This window comes from Micromonospora sp. HUAS YX12 (assembly GCF_040215685.1).
GTDB lineage: Bacteria > Actinomycetota > Actinomycetes > Mycobacteriales > Micromonosporaceae > Micromonospora > Micromonospora tulbaghiae.
On record NZ_CP157974.1, the window covers coordinates 5,441,860 to 5,461,812 of the forward strand.

At 72.6% G+C, this 19,953-nt stretch carries 28 protein-coding genes; 17 read left to right on the forward strand and 11 right to left on the reverse strand.

Annotated elements, in window-relative coordinates; all coding sequences use genetic code 11:
• The first annotated feature begins 23 nt into the window (after positions 1-23).
• Entirely contained in the window at positions 24-680 is a 657-nt protein-coding gene (locus ABIH81_RS25900; protein ID WP_349877478.1) for an HAD family hydrolase, read from the forward strand.
• Positions 681-823: 143 nt separating this feature from the next.
• Positions 824-1,429, forward strand: a complete 606-nt coding sequence (locus tag ABIH81_RS25905; RefSeq protein WP_349877479.1) for a YdeI/OmpD-associated family protein — start codon at positions 824-826, stop codon at positions 1,427-1,429.
• A gap of 100 nt (positions 1,430-1,529) precedes the next feature.
• On the opposite strand, the gene ABIH81_RS25910 is transcribed toward ABIH81_RS25905, so the two are convergent.
• Positions 1,530-2,405: an alpha/beta hydrolase gene (locus ABIH81_RS25910; RefSeq protein ID WP_349877480.1), complete on the reverse strand. Its 876-nt coding sequence runs from the start codon at positions 2,403-2,405 to the stop codon at positions 1,530-1,532.
• Between the two features lie 127 nt (positions 2,406-2,532).
• On the opposite strand from ABIH81_RS25910, the gene ABIH81_RS25915 reads away from it, so the two are divergent.
• Genes ABIH81_RS25915 through ABIH81_RS25925 form a run of 3 tightly spaced genes read left to right on the forward strand, consistent with a single transcriptional unit; the run spans position 2,533 to position 4,374 of the window.
• Positions 2,533-2,757, forward strand: coding sequence for a hypothetical protein (locus tag ABIH81_RS25915; RefSeq protein WP_349877481.1), 225 nt, complete (start codon positions 2,533-2,535; stop codon positions 2,755-2,757).
• Positions 2,758-2,800: 43 nt separating this feature from the next.
• Positions 2,801-3,577: a hypothetical protein gene (locus tag ABIH81_RS25920; RefSeq protein ID WP_349877482.1), complete on the forward strand. Its 777-nt coding sequence runs from the start codon at positions 2,801-2,803 to the stop codon at positions 3,575-3,577.
• A 53-nt stretch (positions 3,578-3,630) separates the two neighbouring features.
• On the forward strand, positions 3,631-4,374 hold the full coding sequence (locus ABIH81_RS25925) for a class I SAM-dependent methyltransferase (protein WP_349877483.1): 744 nt from the start codon (positions 3,631-3,633) through the stop codon (positions 4,372-4,374).
• A gap of 42 nt (positions 4,375-4,416) precedes the next feature.
• Here the strand turns inward: ABIH81_RS25925 and ABIH81_RS25930 are convergent, their stop codons facing one another.
• The 3 genes from ABIH81_RS25930 to ABIH81_RS25940 form a co-directional block, all read right to left on the reverse strand.
• Positions 4,417-5,061 carry a response regulator transcription factor gene (locus tag ABIH81_RS25930; protein ID WP_349877484.1) on the reverse strand — a complete coding sequence of 215 codons (645 nt, stop codon included), beginning with the start codon at positions 5,059-5,061 and terminating at the stop codon, positions 4,417-4,419.
• A complete protein-coding gene (locus ABIH81_RS25935; protein ID WP_349877485.1) occupies positions 5,052-6,227 on the reverse strand; it encodes a histidine kinase in 1,176 nt (391 codons plus the stop codon). Before ABIH81_RS25935 ends, ABIH81_RS25930 begins: the two co-directional genes overlap by 10 nt.
• 87 nt (positions 6,228-6,314) lie before the next feature.
• The gene (locus ABIH81_RS25940) at positions 6,315-7,046 is read right to left on the reverse strand and encodes a DedA family protein (protein ID WP_349877486.1); all 732 of its coding nucleotides are present in this window, start codon (positions 7,044-7,046) and stop codon (positions 6,315-6,317) included.
• Positions 7,047-7,237: 191 nt separating this feature from the next.
• On the opposite strand from ABIH81_RS25940, the gene ABIH81_RS25945 reads away from it, so the two are divergent.
• Genes ABIH81_RS25945 through ABIH81_RS25970 form a run of 6 tightly spaced genes read left to right on the forward strand, consistent with a single transcriptional unit; the run spans position 7,238 to position 10,418 of the window.
• Entirely contained in the window at positions 7,238-7,735 is a 498-nt protein-coding gene (locus ABIH81_RS25945; RefSeq protein ID WP_349881199.1) for a YcxB family protein, read from the forward strand.
• A gap of 41 nt (positions 7,736-7,776) precedes the next feature.
• Positions 7,777-8,097: a PadR family transcriptional regulator gene (locus ABIH81_RS25950; protein WP_349881200.1), complete on the forward strand. Its 321-nt coding sequence runs from the start codon at positions 7,777-7,779 to the stop codon at positions 8,095-8,097.
• A gap of 34 nt (positions 8,098-8,131) precedes the next feature.
• On the forward strand, positions 8,132-9,199 hold the full coding sequence (locus ABIH81_RS25955; RefSeq protein WP_349877487.1) for a hypothetical protein: 1,068 nt from the start codon (positions 8,132-8,134) through the stop codon (positions 9,197-9,199).
• Positions 9,200-9,208: 9 nt separating this feature from the next.
• Positions 9,209-9,403, forward strand: coding sequence for a helix-hairpin-helix domain-containing protein (locus ABIH81_RS25960; RefSeq protein ID WP_349877488.1), 195 nt, complete (start codon positions 9,209-9,211; stop codon positions 9,401-9,403).
• A 35-nt stretch (positions 9,404-9,438) separates the two neighbouring features.
• On the forward strand, positions 9,439-9,819 hold the full coding sequence (locus ABIH81_RS25965; RefSeq protein WP_349877489.1) for a VOC family protein: 381 nt from the start codon (positions 9,439-9,441) through the stop codon (positions 9,817-9,819).
• Entirely contained in the window at positions 9,816-10,418 is a 603-nt protein-coding gene (locus ABIH81_RS25970) for a hypothetical protein (protein ID WP_349877490.1), read from the forward strand. Before ABIH81_RS25965 ends, ABIH81_RS25970 begins: the two co-directional genes overlap by 4 nt.
• A gap of 22 nt (positions 10,419-10,440) precedes the next feature.
• Here the strand turns inward: ABIH81_RS25970 and ABIH81_RS25975 are convergent, their stop codons facing one another.
• The 4 genes from ABIH81_RS25975 to ABIH81_RS25990 all read right to left on the reverse strand — a co-directional run bounded on the left by ABIH81_RS25975 (position 10,441) and on the right by ABIH81_RS25990 (position 13,381).
• Positions 10,441-11,172 (reverse strand): alpha/beta hydrolase, encoded by a 732-nt coding sequence (locus ABIH81_RS25975; RefSeq protein ID WP_349877491.1) that lies wholly within the window; start codon positions 11,170-11,172, stop codon positions 10,441-10,443.
• A 227-nt stretch (positions 11,173-11,399) separates the two neighbouring features.
• The gene (locus ABIH81_RS25980) at positions 11,400-11,768 is read right to left on the reverse strand and encodes a YciI family protein (protein ID WP_116510428.1); all 369 of its coding nucleotides are present in this window, start codon (positions 11,766-11,768) and stop codon (positions 11,400-11,402) included.
• Between the two features lie 157 nt (positions 11,769-11,925).
• Positions 11,926-12,780, reverse strand: a complete 855-nt coding sequence (locus ABIH81_RS25985) for a PhzF family phenazine biosynthesis isomerase (protein ID WP_349877492.1) — start codon at positions 12,778-12,780, stop codon at positions 11,926-11,928.
• Positions 12,781-12,790: 10 nt separating this feature from the next.
• Positions 12,791-13,381 carry a TetR/AcrR family transcriptional regulator gene (locus ABIH81_RS25990; protein ID WP_349877493.1) on the reverse strand — a complete coding sequence of 197 codons (591 nt, stop codon included), beginning with the start codon at positions 13,379-13,381 and terminating at the stop codon, positions 12,791-12,793.
• A 102-nt stretch (positions 13,382-13,483) separates the two neighbouring features.
• On the opposite strand from ABIH81_RS25990, the gene ABIH81_RS25995 reads away from it, so the two are divergent.
• From ABIH81_RS25995 to ABIH81_RS26005, 3 genes are all read left to right on the forward strand, one after another.
• A complete protein-coding gene (locus ABIH81_RS25995) occupies positions 13,484-13,861 on the forward strand; it encodes a DUF4267 domain-containing protein (RefSeq protein ID WP_349877494.1) in 378 nt (125 codons plus the stop codon).
• Positions 13,862-13,890: 29 nt separating this feature from the next.
• A complete protein-coding gene (locus ABIH81_RS26000; RefSeq protein WP_349877495.1) occupies positions 13,891-14,358 on the forward strand; it encodes an SAM-dependent methyltransferase in 468 nt (155 codons plus the stop codon).
• Positions 14,359-14,421: 63 nt separating this feature from the next.
• Positions 14,422-14,919: a DinB family protein gene (locus ABIH81_RS26005; RefSeq protein ID WP_349877496.1), complete on the forward strand. Its 498-nt coding sequence runs from the start codon at positions 14,422-14,424 to the stop codon at positions 14,917-14,919.
• Here the strand turns inward: ABIH81_RS26005 and ABIH81_RS26010 are convergent.
• Entirely contained in the window at positions 14,916-15,290 is a 375-nt protein-coding gene (locus tag ABIH81_RS26010) for a hypothetical protein (protein ID WP_349877497.1), read from the reverse strand. The two genes, ABIH81_RS26005 and ABIH81_RS26010, sit on opposite strands and share 4 nt — an antisense overlap.
• A 109-nt stretch (positions 15,291-15,399) precedes the next feature.
• Positions 15,400-16,143: a 3-oxoacyl-ACP reductase family protein gene (locus ABIH81_RS26015; protein ID WP_349877498.1), complete on the reverse strand. Its 744-nt coding sequence runs from the start codon at positions 16,141-16,143 to the stop codon at positions 15,400-15,402.
• Between the two features lie 122 nt (positions 16,144-16,265).
• On the opposite strand from ABIH81_RS26015, the gene ABIH81_RS26020 reads away from it, so the two are divergent.
• The gene (locus ABIH81_RS26020) at positions 16,266-16,856 is read left to right on the forward strand and encodes a hypothetical protein (RefSeq protein ID WP_349877499.1); all 591 of its coding nucleotides are present in this window, start codon (positions 16,266-16,268) and stop codon (positions 16,854-16,856) included.
• Between the two features lie 51 nt (positions 16,857-16,907).
• Here ABIH81_RS26020 and ABIH81_RS26025 read toward each other — a convergent pair whose 3' ends face one another.
• Positions 16,908-17,660 carry a GNAT family N-acetyltransferase gene (locus ABIH81_RS26025; protein WP_349877500.1) on the reverse strand — a complete coding sequence of 251 codons (753 nt, stop codon included), beginning with the start codon at positions 17,658-17,660 and terminating at the stop codon, positions 16,908-16,910.
• 243 nt (positions 17,661-17,903) lie between these two features.
• On the opposite strand from ABIH81_RS26025, the gene ABIH81_RS26030 reads away from it, so the two are divergent.
• On the forward strand, positions 17,904-18,911 hold the full coding sequence (locus tag ABIH81_RS26030; RefSeq protein ID WP_349877501.1) for a hypothetical protein: 1,008 nt from the start codon (positions 17,904-17,906) through the stop codon (positions 18,909-18,911).
• Between the two features lie 52 nt (positions 18,912-18,963).
• Complete coding sequence (locus tag ABIH81_RS26035) at positions 18,964-19,944, forward strand: hypothetical protein (protein WP_349877502.1); 981 nt, start codon at positions 18,964-18,966, stop codon at positions 19,942-19,944.
• Positions 19,945-19,953 lie beyond the last annotated feature (9 nt).

Here is a 19,953-nt window from a genome sequence, read left to right on the forward strand (position 1 = left end):
ATCAACGACAGTACGATCCGCTGATGATCCGGGCGGTCTTCTTCGACGTGGGCGGGACGATCCTCGACGAGACCCGCGAGTTCGCGACCTGGGCGGACTGGCTCGGCGTGCCACGGCACACGTTCTCCGCCGTCTTCGGCGCGGTGATCGCGCGGGGCCTGGACTACCAGGAGGTGTTCCGGGCCTTCCGGCCCGACTTCGATCTCACCGCCGAACTCGCGCGCCGGGTCGCGGCCGGTGACCCGGAGTGGTTCGGCGAGGAGGATCTCTACCCGGACGCGCGGGCGTGCCTGGCCGCCCTGCGGGAGCAGGGATTGCGCGTCGGCCTGGCCGGCAACCAGCCGGAACACGCCGAGGCGACGCTGCGGGCGCTTGACCTGCCGGTGGACGTGATCGGCACGTCGGCGGCCTGGGGCGTGGCGAAACCGGCGCCGGAGTTCTTCGCCCGGGTCGTCCGCGAGGGCGGCGGCGACGCGTCGGCGATCCTGTACGTCGGTGACCGGCCGGACAACGACGCCGCCCCGGCGATGGCCGCCGGTATGGCCGCGTGTCTGATCCGGCGCGGCCCGTGGGGCCACATCCTCGACATGCCGGACGTGGCCGACCGGTGCCGGTTCCGCATCGACTCGCTGGACGAGCTGCCGGACCTGGTGGCGCGGCACAACGCGGGCGGTGTCTAGGCCGGGACGTCACCGAGCACGGCCGGTCCGGGAACCGTCCACGGCCAGCGCGGCGGGTGGGGTGAGCACGAGCCAGCCGACTGTGGTGTCGAGTTGCTGGCGGCCCGCCGATGATGTCGTACCCCCGCCATAGCCTGACCGCCATGCCGAGCGAGGAGCTGGACGAGCTGATCGTGCCCGACGCGCAGGCGCTGCGCGCGTGGCTGTCCGCCAACCACGACACGTCGCCCGGTGTCTGGCTCGCGCTGGGCCGCAAGGGCGGCACGATCACCACGCTGACCTGGCAGCAGGCGGTCGACGAGGCGCTGTGCTTCGGCTGGATCGACGGGCAGGGCCGCAAGCGCGACCACGAGAGCTCCTGGATCCGGTACACCCCGCGCCGGGCGCGCAGCTCCTGGTCGCAGCGCAACGTCGCGCACGTGGCCCGGCTGGAGTCGGAGGGGCGGATGACGCCCGCGGGCCGGGTCGCGGTGGAGGCGGCGAAGGCGGACGGCCGGTGGGCGGCGGCCTACGCGCCGCCGTCGGAGGCCGAGGTGCCCGCCGACCTGCTCGCCGCCATCGCGGCCGAACCCGCCGCCCAGGCCATGTTCGACGTCCTCACCAGTGCCAACAGGTTCTCGCTCATCCACCGGCTCAATGCGGTCAAGCGCGCGGAGACCCGGCAGCGCAAGATCGGCGAGTTCGTCGCCATGCTGGCCCGGCACGAGACGATCCACCCGCAGAAGGCGAAGCCGCCGACCGCTCCGTGACGTCAGCTCCGGTCCAGCGCCCGCCGGGGTCTCGGCCGGTCGTCGGCCGCAGCCGGTGATGCAGCTCGTGTTTCAGCCGCGGGGCAAGGTCGGCGCCGGCTCACGAGTGGTCCCGCACGAACGCGCGCATGAGCGCGGCGCACTCGGCCGCGTGCGTCTCCAGCAGCAGATGGCCGCCGTCGTAGATGTGCGCGTCCATCCGGTCGAGCACGCGGTGGTACGCGAGCACCTCGGCCACGTCGAAGTACGCGTCGTGCCGGCCCCACAGCACGAGCGCCGGCGGCTGGTGGGCGCGGTGGTACGCGGCGATCTCGCCGAACCGGGCGACATGGTTCGCGTAGTCGGTGAACAGCGCGAACTGCGCCTCCACGTTGCCGGGCCGGGTCATCCGCTCCCAGTCCAGGTGCCACGCCTCCGGTGCCTGCAACGGGCGAACGTGGCCGGGCAGCCCGGCGAGGTACTGGTCCCGGGTGCCGGCGAAGGTCAGCCAGTCCGGCAGCGCGGCGCGGGTGGCCTCGCCCGGGTCGGCCCAGTACGCCCGCGCGGTGTCCCACTGCGTGCCGAGTCCATCGGCGTGCGCGTTGCCGCTCTGCACGACGAGGCCGCGGATCCGTTCCGGGGCACGGGTGGCCAGGTGGTATCCGACCGGCGCGCCGAAGTCGTGCAGGTAGACGAAGAACCGGTCCACGTCGAGCCGGCCGAGGAGGCGTTCGACCGTCCACGACAGGTTCTCGAACGTGTAGTCGTACTCGGCGACTGTCGGCGACGAGGACATGCCGAAGCCGGGCAGGTCGGGCGCGAGCACGTACGCGCCCTCGGCGAGCGCGGGCATGACCTCGCGGAACGTGTGGGACGAGCTGGGAAATCCGTGCAGCAGCAGCACCGCCGGGTCGCCGGACCGTCCGGCCTCGCGGAAGAACACCTCCAGGCCGTCGACGTCGGCGTGCCGGTGGCGGATCTTCTGACTGGCGCGCATCACCTCATCCTGGCGGCCCGGGCGCGCCCGTACGGCTGATTCGCCGCGGCCCGGGCCATGACCGGCGGCTGAACGGGGGTGAGCCGGGCGTACGCTCGAACGAGCCGACGGTGGGAGGTCGCCCGCGATGATCCCGGTGCTGATCCTGTTCGGGGTTCTCCTCGGGCGCTGGTGGCGGTCGTCGCTCGTCGCCGCCGCGCTGGGCTGGCCGGTCCTGCTGGTCGCGACCGGCGTGATGGACGTCGGCACCGGACTGCTCGGTGCGGCAGTGCTCGCCGTCGTCAACACCGGCGCCGGCGTACTGCTCCATCAGGGAGCCCGCCTGGCCGTCCGGTGGCTACGGGCCTCCTGACGCGGGGGCACCGCGTACCGGTCGATCACGGCATGATGAGCCGATGCGGGTAGCGATGGCGACCGACGCGGGTCATCCCGGCCGGGCCAATGAGGACTTCGCGGGCGCCGTACCCTGCGGCATGGTCCTGGTGGACGGCGCCGGTGGCATCGCCGGCGCGGACGAGGTCTGCCACCACGGCATCGCCTGGTACGCGACCCGCCTCGGCGGCGCGCTGCTCGGTGCGCTCTCTGAGGAGCGGAGCCTGCGCGACGTGCTGGCCGAGGGCATCGAGCGGGTCACCGACGCGCACCGCGGCACCTGCGACGTCGCTCATCCGATCAGCCCGTTCGCGGCCGTGGCGATGCTCCGGTTCTCCGGCGGGACCGTCGAGCACCTGGTCCTCGGCGACGCGGTCGCGGTCGTCGGCCGGGCGGCGGGTGATCCCGTCGTCGCCCACGATCCGCGCGAGGTGGTGATCGCCCGGTCCTTCGAGGAGCGGCTGAAGGACGTGCCCGAGGGCGGCGACGAGTACCGGCGGCTGCTGATGGAGCTGCGCGGCTACCGGAACAGCCCTGGTGGGTTCTGGGTCGCCAAGGACGACCCCCGGGTGGTGGACGAGGCCGTCACCGGCGAGTGCCCGGCCGACGGCGTACGCACGGCGGCGATGCTCAGCAACGGCGCGAGCCGTCTCGTCGACACGTTCGGCCTGACCGACTGGCCGGGGCTGCTGCGCCTGCTGGCGACCGACGGCCCTGCCGAGGTCGTCCGCCGGGTGCGCGAGGCCGAGGCGCGCGGCGGCGTCGCCACCGACGACGCGACGATCGTCTGCCGGCTCTGACCGCCGCGGCAACCGGGGTGCGCGGGCCTGGCGTCCTCGTGTTGACTGCGGCGATGGACCGTCAACGGCTCAGCAGCATCGCGCACTCGCATCACCCGATCGCGGCCCCGCTCTCCGGCGTCAACGTCAACCGGCTGCTGCGCCGGGCCGGTCGCCGGCCGGCGGCCCGGATCCTCGATTTGGGCTGCGGCGAGGCCGCCTGGACGTTGCAGGCCCTCGCGCACCACCCGGACGGGCACGCCGACGGCGTGGACCTCAACCCGTACGCGCTCGAACGCGCCACCGAGGCCGTCGCCGTGCGCGGCCTCGCCGACCGGCTCACGCTGCACGAGCGCGACGCCCGGTCGTACGTGCCGGACGGCGACTACGACCTGGTGCTGTGCGTCGGGTCGACGCACGCGTTCGGCGGGTTCGGCGGGACGCTGGAACTGGCCGGCCGGCACGTGAACGCCGACGGCATCCTGATGGTGGGCGAGGGATTCTGGCAGGTGCCGCCGACGCCGGAGGCGCTGGCGGCGCTGGGCGCGAAGCCCGACGACCACACCGACCTCGACGGCCTGGTCGCGGCCGCCGAGCAGGCCGGCTGGACCCCGGTGTACGCGCACGTCAGCGACGCCGCCGAGTGGGACGACTACGAGTGGTCGTGGACCGGTTCGCTGACCGAGTGGGCGCTGGACAACCCGGGTCACCCGGATGCCGCCGAGGCGCTCGCCGCCGCCCGGGAGCACCGCGACCAGTGGCTGCGCGGATACCGCGGCGTGCTGGGCTTCGTGACGCTGGTGCTGCGCCGGATCTGACCGGCCGGGCCCTCTCGCGGTGCAGACCCGGGCCGGGCGGGATCAGGAGCCGAGGTAGCGCAGGATCGCCAGGACGCGGCGGCTGTAGCCGGTCACGTGGGTGAGGTCGAGCTTGTCGAAGATGGTGTTGACGTGCTTCTCGACCGCGCTCTGCGACACGTGCAGGCGTCCGGCGATCGCGGCGTTGGTGTGGCCCTGCGCCATGTGGTGCAGCACGTCGCGTTCCCGCGGGGTGAGGCGGCCCAGCGGGTCGCCGTGGCTCGTGGCGGACATGAGCTGCCGGACGACCTCGGGGTCGAGCGCGGTGGCGCCGGCGGCGACGCGGTCGAGCGCGTCCAGGAACTCCTCGACCTGGGCGACGCGGTCCTTCAGGACGTACCCGACGCCTTCGGACCGGTCGGCGAGGAGCTTCGCGGCGTAGCGCTTCTCGACGTACTGGGACAGGACGAGCACGGCGATGTGCGGCCAGCGGCGGCGGATCTCCAGCGCGGCCCGCAGTCCGTCGTCGGTGTTGGTGGGCGGCATCCGGACGTCGGTGACGACGGCGTCGGGGCGGTGCTCGTCGACGGCGGCGACGAGCTGGTCGGCATCCGCGGCGGCGGCCAGCACCTGGTGTCCCTCGTCGGCCAGGAGGCGGACCAGCCCTTCGCGCAGCAGGGTGGAGTCTTCGGCGAGGACTATGCGCACGGCAGCTCCGCTCGGATCGTGGTGGGTCCACCGGGTGGGCTGTGCACGTCGAACCGGCCGTCGAGCGCGGCGACCCGGCGGGCGAGCCCCTGCAGGCCGCTGCCGTGCGGGTCGGCGCCGCCGATGCCGTCGTCGTGCACACGCATCCCGATCGTCGTGTCCCGCGCCTCGATCTCGATCGCGACGAGCGTGGCCCGGGCGTGTTTGGTGGCGTTGGTGAGCGCCTCGCAGGCGACGAAGTAGAGCACGGTCTCGACCGGCCGGGCGGGCCGGACCGGCACATCGTAGGTGATCTTCACGGGCGTGGCCGACCGCTGCGCCACCATGGTCAGCACCTCGTCGAGGGTGGTGTGGTCGAGTGCGGACGGGTAGACCCGCCAGGCCACCTCCCGCAGCTCGTCGACGGCGCGCTGGGCGTCCTCGTGCGCCTGGGTGAGAAGGGCGCGTGCCTTGCCGGGGTCGCGGCTGCGGCGTGCCCGCCCGAGCAGCATGCCGAGGGCGACGAGGTGTTGTTGCAGCCCGTCGTGCAGGTCGCGCTCGATGCGCTGGCGCTCGACGTCGACAGCGGCGATGACGCCGGCCCGGCTGACCGCGAGTTCGCTGATCCGCCGCTGCAACGCCTCGCGCGTGTGGGATTCGAGCAGGCGGCGGGCCAGCCGGCGGTCCAGCGTCGCCACGCCGGCCATCGCCTGGAGGTTCACCGCCAGCAGGGCGGCCCCGATCAGCACCTGGAGCAGGAAGCCGGCGACGGTCATGGTGCCCGCCACGAAGGAGCGCACCACGATGGCGGCGAGCACGACGCCCACCACGAGCAGCCCGGCGGTGAGCGCGCCGAGCGCCGCCGGCAGGAGCCGGGCGGCCAGATAGCCGACGACCCGCGCTCCGCTCGCCCGCACCGGTGCCGGCGGTTCCTCCGAGGCGATCGCGGCCAGCCGGCGCCGCTCCCACCCGGCGACGCGCCGGGCGTACCGGATGGTGGTGGCACCGACGCGGCGGCGGACCGCCGGCACCGGCGAGACCGCGACCACGGCGAGCCCGGCGAGGAGCAGGAACAGGGCTTCGGCCACGGCGGTCAGCACACCGGCGGCCACGGCCGCCACCGGCCGGCCCCGCCGGGCCACGGCGGCCAGGCGCGACCGCCGGCCGTGGACCGTGTGCTCCGGCATCGGGGCCTCCCGTCGTGGCTCGTGTCGTCCCGGGTCGATGGCAGGCGGCCGGGTGCGTGTCCGGCCGCCTGCCAACCTAGCCACCGGTCACCGGCTGTCGTCCGGCCGGCGCGGGGTTCCGTACAGCGTGCCGCGTACGGCGTGCTCGGTCGCCGGTCGCGGACGGCGCGCCCTGATCAGCCGGGACACGACGAAGTACGCGACGGCGAGCGCGCACACCACGATGACGACCCGCTGGAACGTCCCGGCGTACGGCTCGACCGAGTGCCAGTTCTCCCCGAGCAGGTAGCCCGACATCACGAACACGGTGTTCCAGATCAGGCTGCCCAGCGTGGTGTAGAGCAGGAACGTGGCGACCGGCATGCGCTCCACACCGGCCGGGATGGAGATGAGGCTGCGGAAGATCGGGATCATGCGGCCCAGGAAGACCGTCTTCACCCCGTGCCGGGCGAACCACGTCTCCGTCCGGTCGATGTCGCTCACCTGGATCAACGGCAGCCGTACCGCGATCGCGCGGACCCGGTCACGTCCGAGCGCCGCCCCGACGCAGTACAACGCCAGCGCGCCCACCACCGAACCGATGGTGGTCCAGAGGATCGCGGCGAACAGGTTCATCCGGCCCTGACTGGCGGTGAACCCCGCCAGCGGCAGGATCACCTCGCTCGGGATGGGCGGGAACAGGTTCTCCAGCGCCACCGCCAAGCCGGCGCCCGGGGCGCCGAGCCGCTCCATCAGATCGGTCACCAACCCGGCCAGCCCACCCTGCGGCGGATCGGATTCCTCGGCCAGCCGGCCGGCTACGTGCCACAAACGGATCATGCCGATGACGCTATGAACCGGCCGTGTTCCGGACCATGAGGTCGGCCGCCGACCTGCGCGGGCCGGCCCCAGCCGTGGGGGTGCGGAAAACCGCACCCCCGCCGGCCACCGGTAACGTGGAGCCGCACGTCTTCGCGGGGCAGCGCTCCCGCCGTCCAGAACACGAGTCCGGTGGGTGGTCCTCGGTGCCGATGCAGATCCGTTTCGCCGTACCGGCCGACCCTGCCTATCCGGCCCGCGTGGCCGCCGCGCTCGCCGCCGCCCGGCTGCGCCGGTTCGGCTACATCGGCGCGGCCCTCGCCGCGATCGGGGTTATCGGGTGGATCGCCTCGCAGGCGTCGGACCGGGGTGACCGCTTCGCGTCGCTGTGGACCGCATTCATCGTGGCCGGTGTGCTGTCGATGCTGTACGCGCCGTGGGTGCGGTGGCGGGCCCGGCGCCGCTCCGGCGGCTACGCCGTCGAGGGCGGCTACGACATCGACGACCGCAACATCATGATGCGCAGCGGTTCGGAGTCCGGCGGCATCGCCTGGGACGGCGTCACGCGGGTCACCGAGACCCCGGACTTCTGGATCGTGTACGTGGGACGGATGCCGGCCACCGTGATCCCCCGCTGGCTGATGTCCGCCGAGGACGCCGGGGCGCTGCGCGCCTTCATGGCCGGACGACAACTGCTCGACGACCGTTGACCATGCATTGATCAGCTGTATATGTTGCCTCGGTGGGTGAGATGCGCGAGGCGACCTTCCTGATCCTGACCGCGCTGGCCGACGAGCCGCGCCACGGCTATGGGATCATCCAGGACGTCGCCGGCCTGTCCGGCGGTCGCGTCAACCTGCTGCCGGGCACGCTCTACGCCGCCCTGGACCGCCTGGTCGCGCAGGGCCTCGTCGAACTCAGTCACGAAGAGGTGGTCGACGGCCGGCTGCGCCGCTACTACCGGCTGCGCGCCGACGGCCAGGCCGAGCTGGCACGCCAGACCGAGCGGCTGCGGCAGCTCGCGTCCGCCGCCGAGTCCCGGCTGCGCGCCCTCCGGCCCCGCCCCGCCTGACCCCCACCCGTCGCGGCCTCGTTGGGAGAAACCCGTGCACCGCTGGCTGCTGCTGGCCTACCCCCGTGACTACCGCCGCGCGCGCGGGGCCGAGATCCTGGAGACGGTACGGGACGTCGGCTCGGCCCACCGGCGTAGCCGGGTGGCGGCGAATCTCGTACGCCACGGTCTGCGCGCCCGGCTGGGACGGCCGGCGAGCCGCAGCGTGGTGGCCTGGGCGTCGGTGTTCGCGGTGGTCTGCGGCTTGTTCGCCGCGTCGTTCGGCACCTGGCTCGCCTGGCTCGGCTCCCGCCCGCTCGACCACCGTGACCTCGCCGCCGTGGTGGGACAGCTCTATCCGGACCGGCAGGTCAGCCACCTCGACCAGGACGACCCGCCCGCCGTGTTCCTCATCTACGGCCACCCGCTGAACGAGGATCTCCTGTCCGAGCTGCTGCTCGGCGACGGCGGCGAGTACGCGCCGGCCGAGCTGAGCGCGTCCTTCGACCAGATGCCGGCCGCCGGCCTCACCGAGCTGCGGCAGCGTCTGGACGCCACCGGGTGGGAGCAGAGCGAGCCCGTCCGGTCCGACGCGTACGGCTGCGTCCCCGGCAGTCCGCGATGCGACCCGGCGTCCATCCCCTCCGACATCACCGTGTACGCCGCACGCGACGACCACGTCCTCGCGGTGGCAATCAACGCCGAGGGTTCGATGAGCCTCACCCTCGGCCGCGCCACCCCCGGCGCCGCCTATCCCGCCGGTCTGCTCGCCTTCGTACTCGGCGCGCTGGGTGGCTGGGTCTTGTTCGGCTGGGCCAGCCGGCGCACCGAAGGACGGCGCCGGCTGGTGCAGGGGCCGGCGAAGTTCCTGTACGGCGTCGCGATGGTGTTCTGGGCCGCGCCGATCCTGCTGAGCGCGCCGCTGATGCTCACGCACCACCTGAGCGAGCCGCATCCCCGCTGGCACGTGCCGTGGGAATGGCTCGGTCAGCCGGCCCTGTCGCTGCCGTTCCTGCTCGGCGCGGTCCTGCTGCTGCTCGTGCTGGGCCTGGCGGCGCTGCCACAGCGGCGGCCGGCCGGCCGTACGCTCGCCGGGGCATCGGGTTCGGAACCGGCGGTCTAGCATCGGGCGATGACCTCGCCCCTGGATCGCCTGCCGAAGATCGGCGCACCGGCCACGCGGGCGCTGAACGCCGCCGGCTACACGACGCTGCGCCAGCTCGCCGGGGTGCCGCGCGCGGAGCTGGCCCGCTTGCACGGCATGGGGCCGAAGGCGCTGGGCGTCATCGAGGCCGCCCTCGACGAGCACGACCTGCGGCTGAGCTGACGTCCGGCGGCAGGGTCGGGAACGGGGTGATCGCGATGCCGGTCGGCAGGCTCCACCACCTGATCGTCGACTGCCCGGATCCGATGGCCGAGGCCCGGTTCTGGAGCGCGGTCCTCGGCGACCCGATCACGTACGCGGACGACGACTTCACCGTCGTGTCGGCGAGCACGGCGGCGTCCGGGCTGGCGTTCCAGCGCGCCCCTGGGCTGGTGCCGCCGACGTGGCCGGATCCGGCGGTGCCGCAGCAGATGCACCTCGACGTGATGGTCGACGACCAGGACGCGGCGGGCGAGGCGGTGCTCGCGCTGGGCGCGCGGCGGTTGCCGGGCGACCACGTGTACGCCGACTCGGCGGGTCACCCGTTCTGCCTGATCAGGCGCCCCACCTGGGCGTCGCCGGTGGACGGATCCGCGTGACCGGCGCGCGGGGCGGCCCGCCGGCCGACCGCTGGACGAGGAACGCATGGCGGACCCTGCACATCGGGGTGGCGATCACCGGGGTCTGTCTGCTCTGGGCCGTCAGTGTCCCCGGCTTCGTCTTCTACGTGATGCTCGGCGTGGTTTTCCTGTTCGCCGTGGCCGGTCTGAGCTGGGCCATCCTGGTGGGCTTCTTCGTGGTGGAGCGCCGCCGCTGGTCCTGGCGGTTCCTGGTCGCCCCGGTGATCGTCGTGCTCACGGCGGCGCTGGTCGTCGCCGGAGCGCCGTTCCAGGCCCGCTGGGCGGTGAGCCGTGGTGCGTTCGAGCGGGTGGTCGCCACGCTGCCCGCAGCGAGCCCGCAGGACGCCGAGTGGTCGAGCGTGCACGTGCCGCACCGGATCGGCGCCTACATCATCACCTCGGCCTACACGGTGCCCGGCGGAGTGGTGCTCTACGAGACGAACGGGTACATGCTGAACGACGCCGGGTTCGCCTACCTGCCGCAGGGCCCCACCGCCGACCTCGCGAACGAGGACTTCGAAGCTCCGCGCTTCACGCATCTCGGCGGTCCCTGGTACAGCTGGACCGCGAGCTGGTAGGCGAACAGCAGGCGTCCCTGCCCTACCTCAGGTGCCGGGCGAAGAACCGGTTCGCGGGCTCACCCTCGAACTGTGGTACGCCCGTGTGCCCGCCCATGTTGGCGTGCAGCGTCTTCTCCGCCGAGCCGAAGGCGTCGAACAGGTCCAGCGCCATCTGCCGGTCGTTGCCCTCGTCGTCCCACTGCAGCAGGACATGCAGCGGAATGGTGACCCGCCGGGCCTCCTCGACGATGGTGCGCGGCACGAAGCTCCCGGCGAACAGGAGCGCGGCCACGATGCGCGGTTCGACCACCGCCAGCCGTACGCCGACCGAGATCACGCCGCCGGCGTACCCGACCGGGCCGCCGATCTCCGGCAGCGCGAGGAGGGCGTCCAGCGCGGCCCGACACTCCGGGACCGCCGTCTCGACCAGCGGCAGGACGAGCCGGTCGACGACCTCGTCGGCCACCGGCTCACCGGCCGCCAGTGCGCGGTGCAGGTCGGCGCGGGCCTGCTCGGCGGCGGCGGACGCCGGCCGGTCGCCGCTTCCGGGGAGCTCGATGGTGGCCGCGGCGAAGCCCTGCGCGGCGCAGCCCTCCGCCCGGGCCACCAGGCGGGGATACATCCGGCGCAGCCCGCCGGGGTGGCCGAGCAGGATCAGCGGGGCCGGCGCGGACGTGGACGCGGGCGTCCACAGGAGGCCGGGGATCCCACCGAGGGCGAACGTACGCTCGCGGACGCCGTCGGCGAGGCGCTGTTCGGAGGTGAATCGCATGGTCGTGCCTTTCGGGAGTGCGACGGCGCTCCCGGACGACCTATCGCCCGGCCGTGACCCCCGAGGGGAGCACCCATGTCGTTACTGCGGTCACGGGTACCACCTCCCTCGTCCTCCGGCACGGCCACCGGCAAGCTAACAGCGCTCGCCGGGGCCGCCAACCGGTTTTCGCGGTTCACCGTGGCCGCCGCGGCCTGCCGGTGCGAATCGCTCTGACTTCGGACCTGTCACCGGCCCGCCGCGCGGAGCATCGCCTCCGTCTCGGGGTCGGGCATGATCTCCCGGACCTCCTGTGCGCAGCGGCACGAGACGGCGATCTTGGCGGCCCACTTCAGCGCCTCGTCGCGTGAGGCCACGTCGAGGACCACGAACCCGCCGATGACCTCCTTCGTCTCCGGGAACGGCCCGTCGGTGACCACCCCGTCCGTACCGACGATGCTCGCCTGCTGGCGTTCGAGCCCGGTGCCGTACACGAACACGCCCGCGTTCACGGCCTCCTGGATGACCGCGTGCGCGTCCTTGCCCACCTGGGGGATCTCCTCGGCGGGGATGTGGTCCATCGCGCCGTCGTTGAACGAGATCAGGTACCGCGGCATGCCATGACTCCCTTGTCCGGGCGGCCCGGTCCGGCCGCCTCTCACCCGTACTACGAACGAGCCGCCCCGGATCCGACGCTGTGCGCCCAGCGTCTCAAATGCGCTTCGTGGACGAAGGAGAGGAAGCAGACTCGGCGAAGCCCGTCGTGGTCCGGCCTCATCCGGCGTCCTCCGGAATGGGCACGGCGGTGCCGGTCACCGCGATCCCGGTGCCGGGTCCGGCGGGGATGCCGACGGTGAGCAGGCTCGGACGGCCCATGTCCTCGCCCTGCCGCACGGTGACCGTCGCGGGCGGCCGCACCAGGCCCAGCTCGCGCAGGTAGCCGCCGAACGCGGCCGCCGCCGCCCCGGTCGCGGCGTCCTCGACCACGCCGCCGGGCGGGAACGGGTTGCGCGCGTGGAACACCAGCGGGGACTCCCGGTGCACCAGGTCGACAGTCGTCCAGTCCCGCTCGGCCATGAGCGCGCTCAGCGCCGCCATGTCGTAGTCCAGGTCCGCCAGGCGCTGCCGGGTCGCGGCGGCCACGATCGGATGCCAGGCCCCGGCGTACGCGACACGCGGCGGCAGCGTCGCGTCGAGATCGTCCGGCGCCCAGCGCAACGCGGCGAGCAGCGCCGCGAGGTCGCCGGCGGCAAGGGGTACGGTGCGCGGCGCGACGCTGGTCAGCGTGGCGGTGGTGGTGCCGTCGGCCTGCGCGCTCGTGGCGACCTCGACCAGTCCGGCGCGGGTATCCAGGTGCAGCACACCGGGGCCGTGCCGCTCGGCGTAGGCGACTGCCGACGCGATCGTCGCGTGGCCGCAGAACGGCACCTCCGCCTTCGGGCTGAAGTAGCGCACCGTGAACCGCCCGTCCCCGGCTGCGGGCACGAGGAACGCCGTCTCGGAGTAGCCGACCTGGGCCGCCACCTGCCGCATCTCCGCGTCCCCGACGCCCGTGGCATCGAGGACGACACCGGCCGGGTTGCCACCGGCGGGGTCGGCGGTGAACGCCGCGTATCGGAGAACATCCATGATCACGATCCTAGGTCAGCGGCCCGTCGCCGGCTGTCCCGAACCGGGCGACGAGGAAGTCGAGTCGCCCCTCCTGCCCGCCCGCCGGGACACGGCCGCTGCGGGACAGCACCGTGATGCCGTGCAGCGCGCTCCAGAGGACCTCCGCGGAAAGCTCCCGCCGTTCGTCTCCCGGGTCGAAGCAGCTGACGAACTCGTCGAAGCAGGCTCGCAGCGGCGGCGGGGTCTCGGCGCTGGCGAACCGCAGTTCGGTGGGCAGGACGAACATGGCGTCGTACAGGGCCGGCCGCTCGGTCGCGAAGTCCAGGTAGGCGTGACAGACCGCGCGCAGGGACTGCCCGGGGGCGGGCGCGGCCTGCCGGGCGCGGCTCAGATGGGCGGCGAGCTCGGTGAACCCGTCCAGGGCGACGGCGGCGACGATGGCGCCCTTGCCGTTGAAGTGGCTGTAGAGCACCGGCTGGCTGTACTCGACCCGGTCCGCCAGCCGCCTGGTGGTCACCGCCTCCCAGCCCTCGGTCTCGGCCAGCTCGCGCGCGGCGGCGACGATCAATCGATGACGCTGCGCCCGTTCACGTTCGCGGCGCTCGCTGACAGCAGACATGACCGGATCCTAGCAGCGCTAGACATCCTGTCGGCGGCAATCTATCGTCGCTCTCACTGCTAGCGCCGCTAGCAATCCGCCGTCACCGAGGGGATGCCATCCATGCTCACCACAGTCGCCACAGTGCTCGCCGGGCTGATCGGCGCGGGCTGCGTCCTCATGGGCGTGCTCGCCTTCCGGGCGCCGCAGGGCGCCGCCGGCTTCGGCATCCCCGACACGCCGACCGAGGACCCGACCTTCCGGGCCTGGCTGACCGTCAAGGCCGTACGCGACATCGCCTCGGGCGTCTTCATCCTCATCCTGGTGGCCGGCGCGACACCCCATCTGCTGGGCTGGTTCATGCTCGCCGCCACCGGCATACCCGTCGCAGACGCGCTGATCGTGCGCCGCAGCAACGGCCCCGCGACCGCCGTCTACGGCGTTCACGGCGCCACCGCAGTGGTGATGCTGGTGATCAGCGCACTGCTGCTCGCCGCCTGACCCGCCAGCACGAAACGGAGAATCCGATCATGCGCAGCTTCGAGATCACTTCCATCGGGACCGTCCGCAACGACCGGACGGACATCCAGCACAGCGACAACTGGGGTGCGGTCCGCAGCACGATCGTCGTCGACGAACGCTTCGGCGAGGCGTGCCTGCAGGGCTTGGAGGAGTTCTCCCACGTGGAGGTCTTCTTCGTCTTCGACCGGTTCCCGGACGGCGGCGACTTCCGGGAACCCCGCTCCTACCGGGGCCGGACCGACCTGCCGCCGATGGGCGTGTTCGCCGGTCGCGGCCCCCGCCGGCCCAACCGCATCGGCGTGACCTGCTGCCGGATCGAGTCCGTCGACGGCCGCGAACTGACGGTGGTGGGCCTCGACGCGGTGTCGGGCACGCCCGTCATCGACCTGAAGCCGGTGCTGAAGGAGTTCGTCCCCGCCGACGTCCGGCAGCCGGAATGGGTCGGCGACATGATGTCCAGGTACTTCCAGCCGTAGGCCCCGCCCTGCAACTCAGCCGCCCGCGGGCGGGTGGAGCCGCCGATCTGGGATGCTTCGTCCATGCCGTCCTTCCCGCCCACCTTCTCCGCCGAGGTCGTCGCGCAGCCGCTCCAGGCCCAGTTCGAGGCGTTTCTCGACGAACACCGCGACGCGCTCGACCGTTGCCTGGACGGGCTGACCGAGGAACAGGCGCGCCGGTCGCTGGTGTCCTCCCGGACCACGCTGCTGGGTCTGGTGAAACACGCGACCTTCGTCGAGAAGGTCTGGTTCGACGAGGCCGTCACAGGCCGGTCGCGCGCCGAGATCGGCATCCCGGAGCGGTCGGAGGACTCGTTCCTCCTCGACGACGGCGACACGATCGCCGGCGTGCGGCAGGCCTACCGCGACGCCCGCGACGCGTCACGCCGGGCGACCTCCACGCGGGGCCTGGACGACATCCTCACCGGGCATCGGCGAGGCCCGGTTCCGCTGCGGTGGGTGTATCTCCACGTCCTACGCGAGTTCGCCCAGCACTGCGGGCACGCCGACATCCTCCGGGAGCAGATCCTGGACGACTAGCGGGTGCCCTCGTGGATGTCACCGGGAAGCGGGTCGGGGGCGCGCATCCGCCACGCGTCGGTGACCAGTTCCGTCAGGCGGTCGACGCCGACGTGCGCCAGCCGCAGCATGACCAGGGGTGACCCGTCGTACGCGGGCGTGGTGAAGAAGAGGTCGGGCTCGCCGAGGAGCAACGCCTGCTTCTCCGCCTCGTCGCCCACGTACAGCACGGCGATGTCGGTGCGGATGCGTCGCGGCCTACCGGGCGTGCGCTCGGGATAGGACCAGACGAACCCCTTGCCGGCGACCCGGAAGTCGAAGCCGTCACTGTCGATCTCGACCACGTGCGGCAGCGACAGCGCCACCCGGCGGACGTCGTCCGCGTCAACCATGACGGTCACCCCGGGACACCGCCTTCCACACCGGCACACCCTAACCGCCGCGCTGCGCCGCGGCGGGCAGGCCGTCAGCGCCCGGTCCCACCCTGGCGCCGGCCGACGCTCAGATGGTGAACCCGCCGTCGACGTTCACTGTCGCGCCGGTGACGTAACGCCCGTCCGGGCCCGCCAGGAACGCCACGGCGGCGGCCACGTCGGCCGGCCGCGCGTAGTGGCCGAGGGCGGTGAATCCGTTGATCGCGTCCGCGTTCGGGCCGTCGGCCGGGTTCAGCTCGGTGTCCGTGGCACCGGGGTTCACCAGGTTCACCGTGATCGCTCGGCCGCCGAGTTCGCGCCCGAGCGCCTTGGTCAGACCGATCAGGGCGGTCTTGCTCATCGCGTAGAGCGAGAAGCCCGGGAAGACCGCCCGCTCGGCCGTGTTGCTGCCGATGTTGACGATCCGTCCGCCCGCGGACATGTGGTGCACCGCGGCCTGCGAGGCGACGAACGGCGCCCGGACGTTGACCGCGACCGTCTGTTCGAACTCGTCGAGACTCAACTGCTCCAGCGGCCCGAGCAGGAACGCGCCCGCGTTGTTGACCAGGATGTCCAACCGGCCCAGCTCGCCGGCGGCCCGGTCCACCGCCGCGATCACCGCCGCCGGGTCGGCGCTGTCGGCCCGTACGGCGATCGCCCGCCGCCCCGCGGCCTTGATCTGATCCACCACGTCGTCGGCGCGCCGCTGATTCCGCTGGAACGTCAGCGCCACATCGGCGCCGTCCTCGGCCAGGCGAAGGGCCACCGCCGCGCCGATGCCACGGCCACCACCGGTGACCAGAGCTACCTTGCCGTCGAGTGCGTTGTTCATGGTGGGAAGCCTGGCCGACGAGAGGACGGCTGTCCGGCGGGGATCGGACGCCGCGTTCGTGACACGACGACGATACGAACGGTCCGGTGGCGGGCACCATCTCGGCTGCGAGGATGGGTGACATGGGCACCGACATCGCCGGTGGGGTGGAGATCCGGCCACACGGTCCGGGTGCGTCCTGGCAGCTGGCCGACGTCAGCCTGGACGCGTTACCTCGCCACTACGACGCCTTCGGGCTGCTGTTCGGTGTGCGCAACCACGCCGGGTTCGAGCCGGTCGCGCCCGGCCGTGGCCTGCCGGACGACGCCGGCGCGGATCTGCTCGCTCTCCTCGCGGACGGCGAACACGACCACACCTGGGTGACATGGACGCAGCTGGCATCCGTCGACTGGAGCGCGCAGGCGCCCCGGGTGGACGACCGGATCCACGAGTACGAGCTGACGAGCCAGGGACCGCGCTTCGTGGGCAAGGCCGGACACCACGGGCGAGCCTGGCGCGAGGTAGCCGGCGAGCACGCGGACCACCGGGGCAGCGCCTACCCGGAGGGAACCGAATGGCGCGCTGCCGACCGGGTGTGGCGGGTGGAGCGCCTGACCCACGGTGATGTGCTGCGCGCCGACCCGCAGCTCCGCGCGCTGCTGGACCGCATGCGTGAGCTGGCCGAACGGTACGGCGACGACAACGTGCGGCTCGTCGTCTGGTTCGACAGCTAGCGCCCCAGCCCGGGTCCGGGTCGCCGCAACCCGGCCCGGGCTCCTCCGTCCTCAGTTCGTGGCGATGTAGAGCCGCTGACCGCCGGGCCGGTAGCCGACGCGCTCGTAGACCCGCCACGAATCCTCGCCGCCGGCCTCCAGCCAGGCGACCTCCGTACCGGCGCCGAACAGCCTCCGGGTGATGTCGGCGGTGATCGCGGACGCCAGTCCGCGGCGACGGTACGGCACGCGAACGGCGATGCCGGCCACCTCGCTGACCGCACCGGCGGGCGCAGCCGCACCACCGCCACCCGCGCACGTGCCGTCGTCGCTGACGGCCATGACGACCACTCCCCCGGCATCCTGCTGGCGCCGCATGCGGGCCACGTCGGCCTCCGAGGCGACCGGATCGCCGCCGAACGCCTCGTTCTGCACGCTGATCAGCGCGGCGCGCTGGGCGTCGGCGCCCGGTTCGCACAGGCTCACGTGGTCCGGCACGGGTGGCGACGACAGCGTGCCCGGTACGCAGACCAGGTAGGTGTGCCGGGCTTCCACTGTGAAGCCGGCGGCGGTCAGCAGCGCCTCCAGATCGGGGGCGCAACTGGTCACGTACTCCAGACGGGGTCTGCGGTCCGCGGCGCGGAACGCCGCGACCAGTGCGGTGACGTCGGCCGCGGTGACGGCGGCGCCGGGACGCGGCGTCGCGTAGTTGACGTACGGGCTGGGCGTCGCCGGGTCCAGCCCGATCACGAAGGGCCCCACCTCGACGGGCGCGGGCCGGCGGGACAGGTTGACGACGACTGACTGTTGGATGCGGGCATCCATGCTCAACGGAAGACCTCGATGCATGAGAGGGTGCGACGGGCGGAGGAGACGTCGGACCGCCCCGCCGTGCCGCAGGCACGCGACGGTTGTCCGTCGCGTCGCGAGACACTCAGGCGGCCGCTCGGCCTACCCGGATCACAGGCGTCATTCCCTCATGCGGAGTGCCCACGCGGTGCGCGTGGCCGACTGCAACCTTGCCCGCCCCGACTGGACGTGTCAATCGCGTACGGCCGGGTGAGGAAAATGATCTCGCTTGTGGAACGCGATCGCGGCGGGCATCCTCGTCGGGTGGAATGGACGGACGACCTGACGGTGCGCCTCGCTCGCGGAACATCGGTACCCGCTCTTGTCCGCTATCTCCGTGCGGCCGAGGCGGAGGGGACGCGCCGTGGCGATGTCCTCGCCGTCCTGACCGAGCGGTTCGCGCTGCCGTTCGACGACGCGCGGCTCGCGATGGACCGTGTCAGGGGTGGAGTGGTTCGTGCCGCGTCCGGCAATCCCGCGAACCAGCCGGATCCCGTCATGGACCCGCTGGCGTGGACCTCGTACCGGCTCGCGCTCGGACTGCCGGTCGACGACGGGGATCCCGGACCGTCGCCCGGGGAACGGGCGGCAGCGCAGGCCCTTCTGGACGGGGCCAGGCGTGGTGAACCCACACGCGGCACCGAGGACGTCGCCGTGGCGCTCGAGGTCGCGCGGCTGGCCGTCGTGTCGCCGCAGAGGGATCGGATCGGCTTCCACCTCCTCCTGCAGGCAGCGACGGCACTGTCGGTCGCAGCCGAGGCATGCATCGCTCGGCTGGGGCAGCAGCCCTGCGCCGAGGAGGGTTCCCAGGAGTGGGTCGACGGTGTCGCGCTCGCCGCGGCCGCCCGTCGGGTCACCGCGGAGTTCGCCGCCCGGCCCGATCCGGAGCTTGAGGAGCGTGGCCTCGACCTGGTGGGGCGCATCGTCACCCGCCTGCTGGGCCAGTGCCACGCCTTCGTCGGGCGAGCGATGATCGAGTCGGCTCGCTGCGCCCTGCGCAACGGTGCTCCCGACCGGGCCGCCGCCCGCGCCGAGGCGGTGGTGGACGACTTCACGATGCTGCTGGATCATTTCGAGGTCGACGATCCGTTCGACGAGGACATCATCGCCGTGGGGTATCTGCGGGCTGCCGTCGACCTCCTCGTCGAGGTACGCGGCGGTTCCGCCGAACTCGACGCCCTTCGTCACCGGATTGAGGAAGTGCTTGCCGGCTCGTCCATCGACTGAGGCGAAGGGTCGATGTGGAAGGGTCGGGCACCGGCGACTCTATGCTGCTGCGATGCGACCCCGCTTGATCAACCAGGTGCGGCTACCCGGGATTCGACATGTCACCGAGGCAACCGGCCTCGGCTGGGCGGTCACCGATCGAGGCAGTGTCACGGTGAACCTGTTCGACTACGACCTGCGTCGCGTGGCGCGGCTGGCAGCGCCCCTCGACGACCCGCGGATGAAGGTCAGTGCCACCCGGCGGCTCGTCGCGGCGGGCGACGACCATCAGATCGTCGTGCTCGACCACGACGGCGCGGTCCGGTGGCGCAGCAGCTGGGGTCGGCTCGGCGGCAGCGCCGGCACCGACTTCCACCTCGACGGCGACGATGTCCTCTGGATCCGTCTGGGCGACACCGAGGAACTCGTCGCCGTCCACGGTGGAAGTGGCGCGGAGATCCATCGCACGCCGCTGCCCGGTCCCGAGGCCGCCTGGTTCGTGCACTCACCCAAGGGCGACTGGACCGGCTTGACGCTGCTCGATCCTGACCAGTCACGCGCCATGCTCATCCGGCTCGACGCCGGGCGCATCCTGTCCCGGCCGCTGGCCGGTAGCGATCTCGCCGGTTTCAGCCCGGCGGGCGCCCGCTACCTGAACCAGACGCTCGACGGCTTCCTGTCCGTCCGCGACGTCGCTTTCGATGCCGTGATCACAGCACGACACCTCGAAGATCTGCCGGGCGTGCCACCGAGCCTCGCGGGCTGCCGACACGTGGACCGTGCGGTGTTCCTGAGCGAGGAGCTGATCCTCGCCGCTCCGAACACCGAAGGCCTGCCGAACGACACGGAGGGCCATCTCCTGCTGTCGGCGCTCAGCCTCCGGTGCCGCTCCCAGGTGCGCTACCCGCACCACCACGGATCCGGTGCCGTCCACCCCTCGTACGAGCCGGGCCGATGGCTCACCCGCCATCATGAGGACGATCAGCTCCGGCTGTGGCAGCTCGGCGCCCGTCTCGACGACGAGCCGATGCCGGGCCAGCTCGCCCTGCTCTGACGGCACCAC

Coding starts and splice junctions, on each gene's coding strand:
- ABIH81_RS25900 (WP_349877478.1), top strand. CDS start 24: ATGATCCGGGCGGTCTTCTTCGACGTGGGCGGGACGATCCTCGACGAG.
- ABIH81_RS25905 (WP_349877479.1), top strand. CDS start 824: ATGCCGAGCGAGGAGCTGGACGAGCTGATCGTGCCCGACGCGCAGGCG.
- ABIH81_RS25910 (WP_349877480.1), bottom strand. CDS start 2,405: ATGCGCGCCAGTCAGAAGATCCGCCACCGGCACGCCGACGTCGACGGC.
- ABIH81_RS25915 (WP_349877481.1), top strand. CDS start 2,533: ATGATCCCGGTGCTGATCCTGTTCGGGGTTCTCCTCGGGCGCTGGTGG.
- ABIH81_RS25920 (WP_349877482.1), top strand. CDS start 2,801: ATGCGGGTAGCGATGGCGACCGACGCGGGTCATCCCGGCCGGGCCAAT.
- ABIH81_RS25925 (WP_349877483.1), top strand. CDS start 3,631: ATGGACCGTCAACGGCTCAGCAGCATCGCGCACTCGCATCACCCGATC.
- ABIH81_RS25935 (WP_349877485.1), bottom strand. CDS start 6,227: ATGCCGGAGCACACGGTCCACGGCCGGCGGTCGCGCCTGGCCGCCGTG.
- ABIH81_RS25940 (WP_349877486.1), bottom strand. CDS start 7,046: ATGATCCGTTTGTGGCACGTAGCCGGCCGGCTGGCCGAGGAATCCGAT.
- ABIH81_RS25945 (WP_349881199.1), top strand. CDS start 7,238: ATGCAGATCCGTTTCGCCGTACCGGCCGACCCTGCCTATCCGGCCCGC.
- ABIH81_RS25950 (WP_349881200.1), top strand. CDS start 7,777: ATGCGCGAGGCGACCTTCCTGATCCTGACCGCGCTGGCCGACGAGCCG.
- ABIH81_RS25960 (WP_349877488.1), top strand. CDS start 9,209: ATGACCTCGCCCCTGGATCGCCTGCCGAAGATCGGCGCACCGGCCACG.
- ABIH81_RS25965 (WP_349877489.1), top strand. CDS start 9,439: ATGCCGGTCGGCAGGCTCCACCACCTGATCGTCGACTGCCCGGATCCG.
- ABIH81_RS25975 (WP_349877491.1), bottom strand. CDS start 11,172: ATGCGATTCACCTCCGAACAGCGCCTCGCCGACGGCGTCCGCGAGCGT.
- ABIH81_RS25980 (WP_116510428.1), bottom strand. CDS start 11,768: ATGCCGCGGTACCTGATCTCGTTCAACGACGGCGCGATGGACCACATC.
- ABIH81_RS25985 (WP_349877492.1), bottom strand. CDS start 12,780: ATGGATGTTCTCCGATACGCGGCGTTCACCGCCGACCCCGCCGGTGGC.
- ABIH81_RS25990 (WP_349877493.1), bottom strand. CDS start 13,381: ATGTCTGCTGTCAGCGAGCGCCGCGAACGTGAACGGGCGCAGCGTCAT.
- ABIH81_RS25995 (WP_349877494.1), top strand. CDS start 13,484: ATGCTCACCACAGTCGCCACAGTGCTCGCCGGGCTGATCGGCGCGGGC.
- ABIH81_RS26000 (WP_349877495.1), top strand. CDS start 13,891: ATGCGCAGCTTCGAGATCACTTCCATCGGGACCGTCCGCAACGACCGG.
- ABIH81_RS26005 (WP_349877496.1), top strand. CDS start 14,422: ATGCCGTCCTTCCCGCCCACCTTCTCCGCCGAGGTCGTCGCGCAGCCG.
- ABIH81_RS26010 (WP_349877497.1), bottom strand. CDS start 15,290: ATGGTTGACGCGGACGACGTCCGCCGGGTGGCGCTGTCGCTGCCGCAC.
- ABIH81_RS26015 (WP_349877498.1), bottom strand. CDS start 16,143: ATGAACAACGCACTCGACGGCAAGGTAGCTCTGGTCACCGGTGGTGGC.
- ABIH81_RS26020 (WP_349877499.1), top strand. CDS start 16,266: ATGGGCACCGACATCGCCGGTGGGGTGGAGATCCGGCCACACGGTCCG.
- ABIH81_RS26025 (WP_349877500.1), bottom strand. CDS start 17,660: ATGGATGCCCGCATCCAACAGTCAGTCGTCGTCAACCTGTCCCGCCGG.
- ABIH81_RS26030 (WP_349877501.1), top strand. CDS start 17,904: ATGATCTCGCTTGTGGAACGCGATCGCGGCGGGCATCCTCGTCGGGTG.
- ABIH81_RS26035 (WP_349877502.1), top strand. CDS start 18,964: ATGCGACCCCGCTTGATCAACCAGGTGCGGCTACCCGGGATTCGACAT.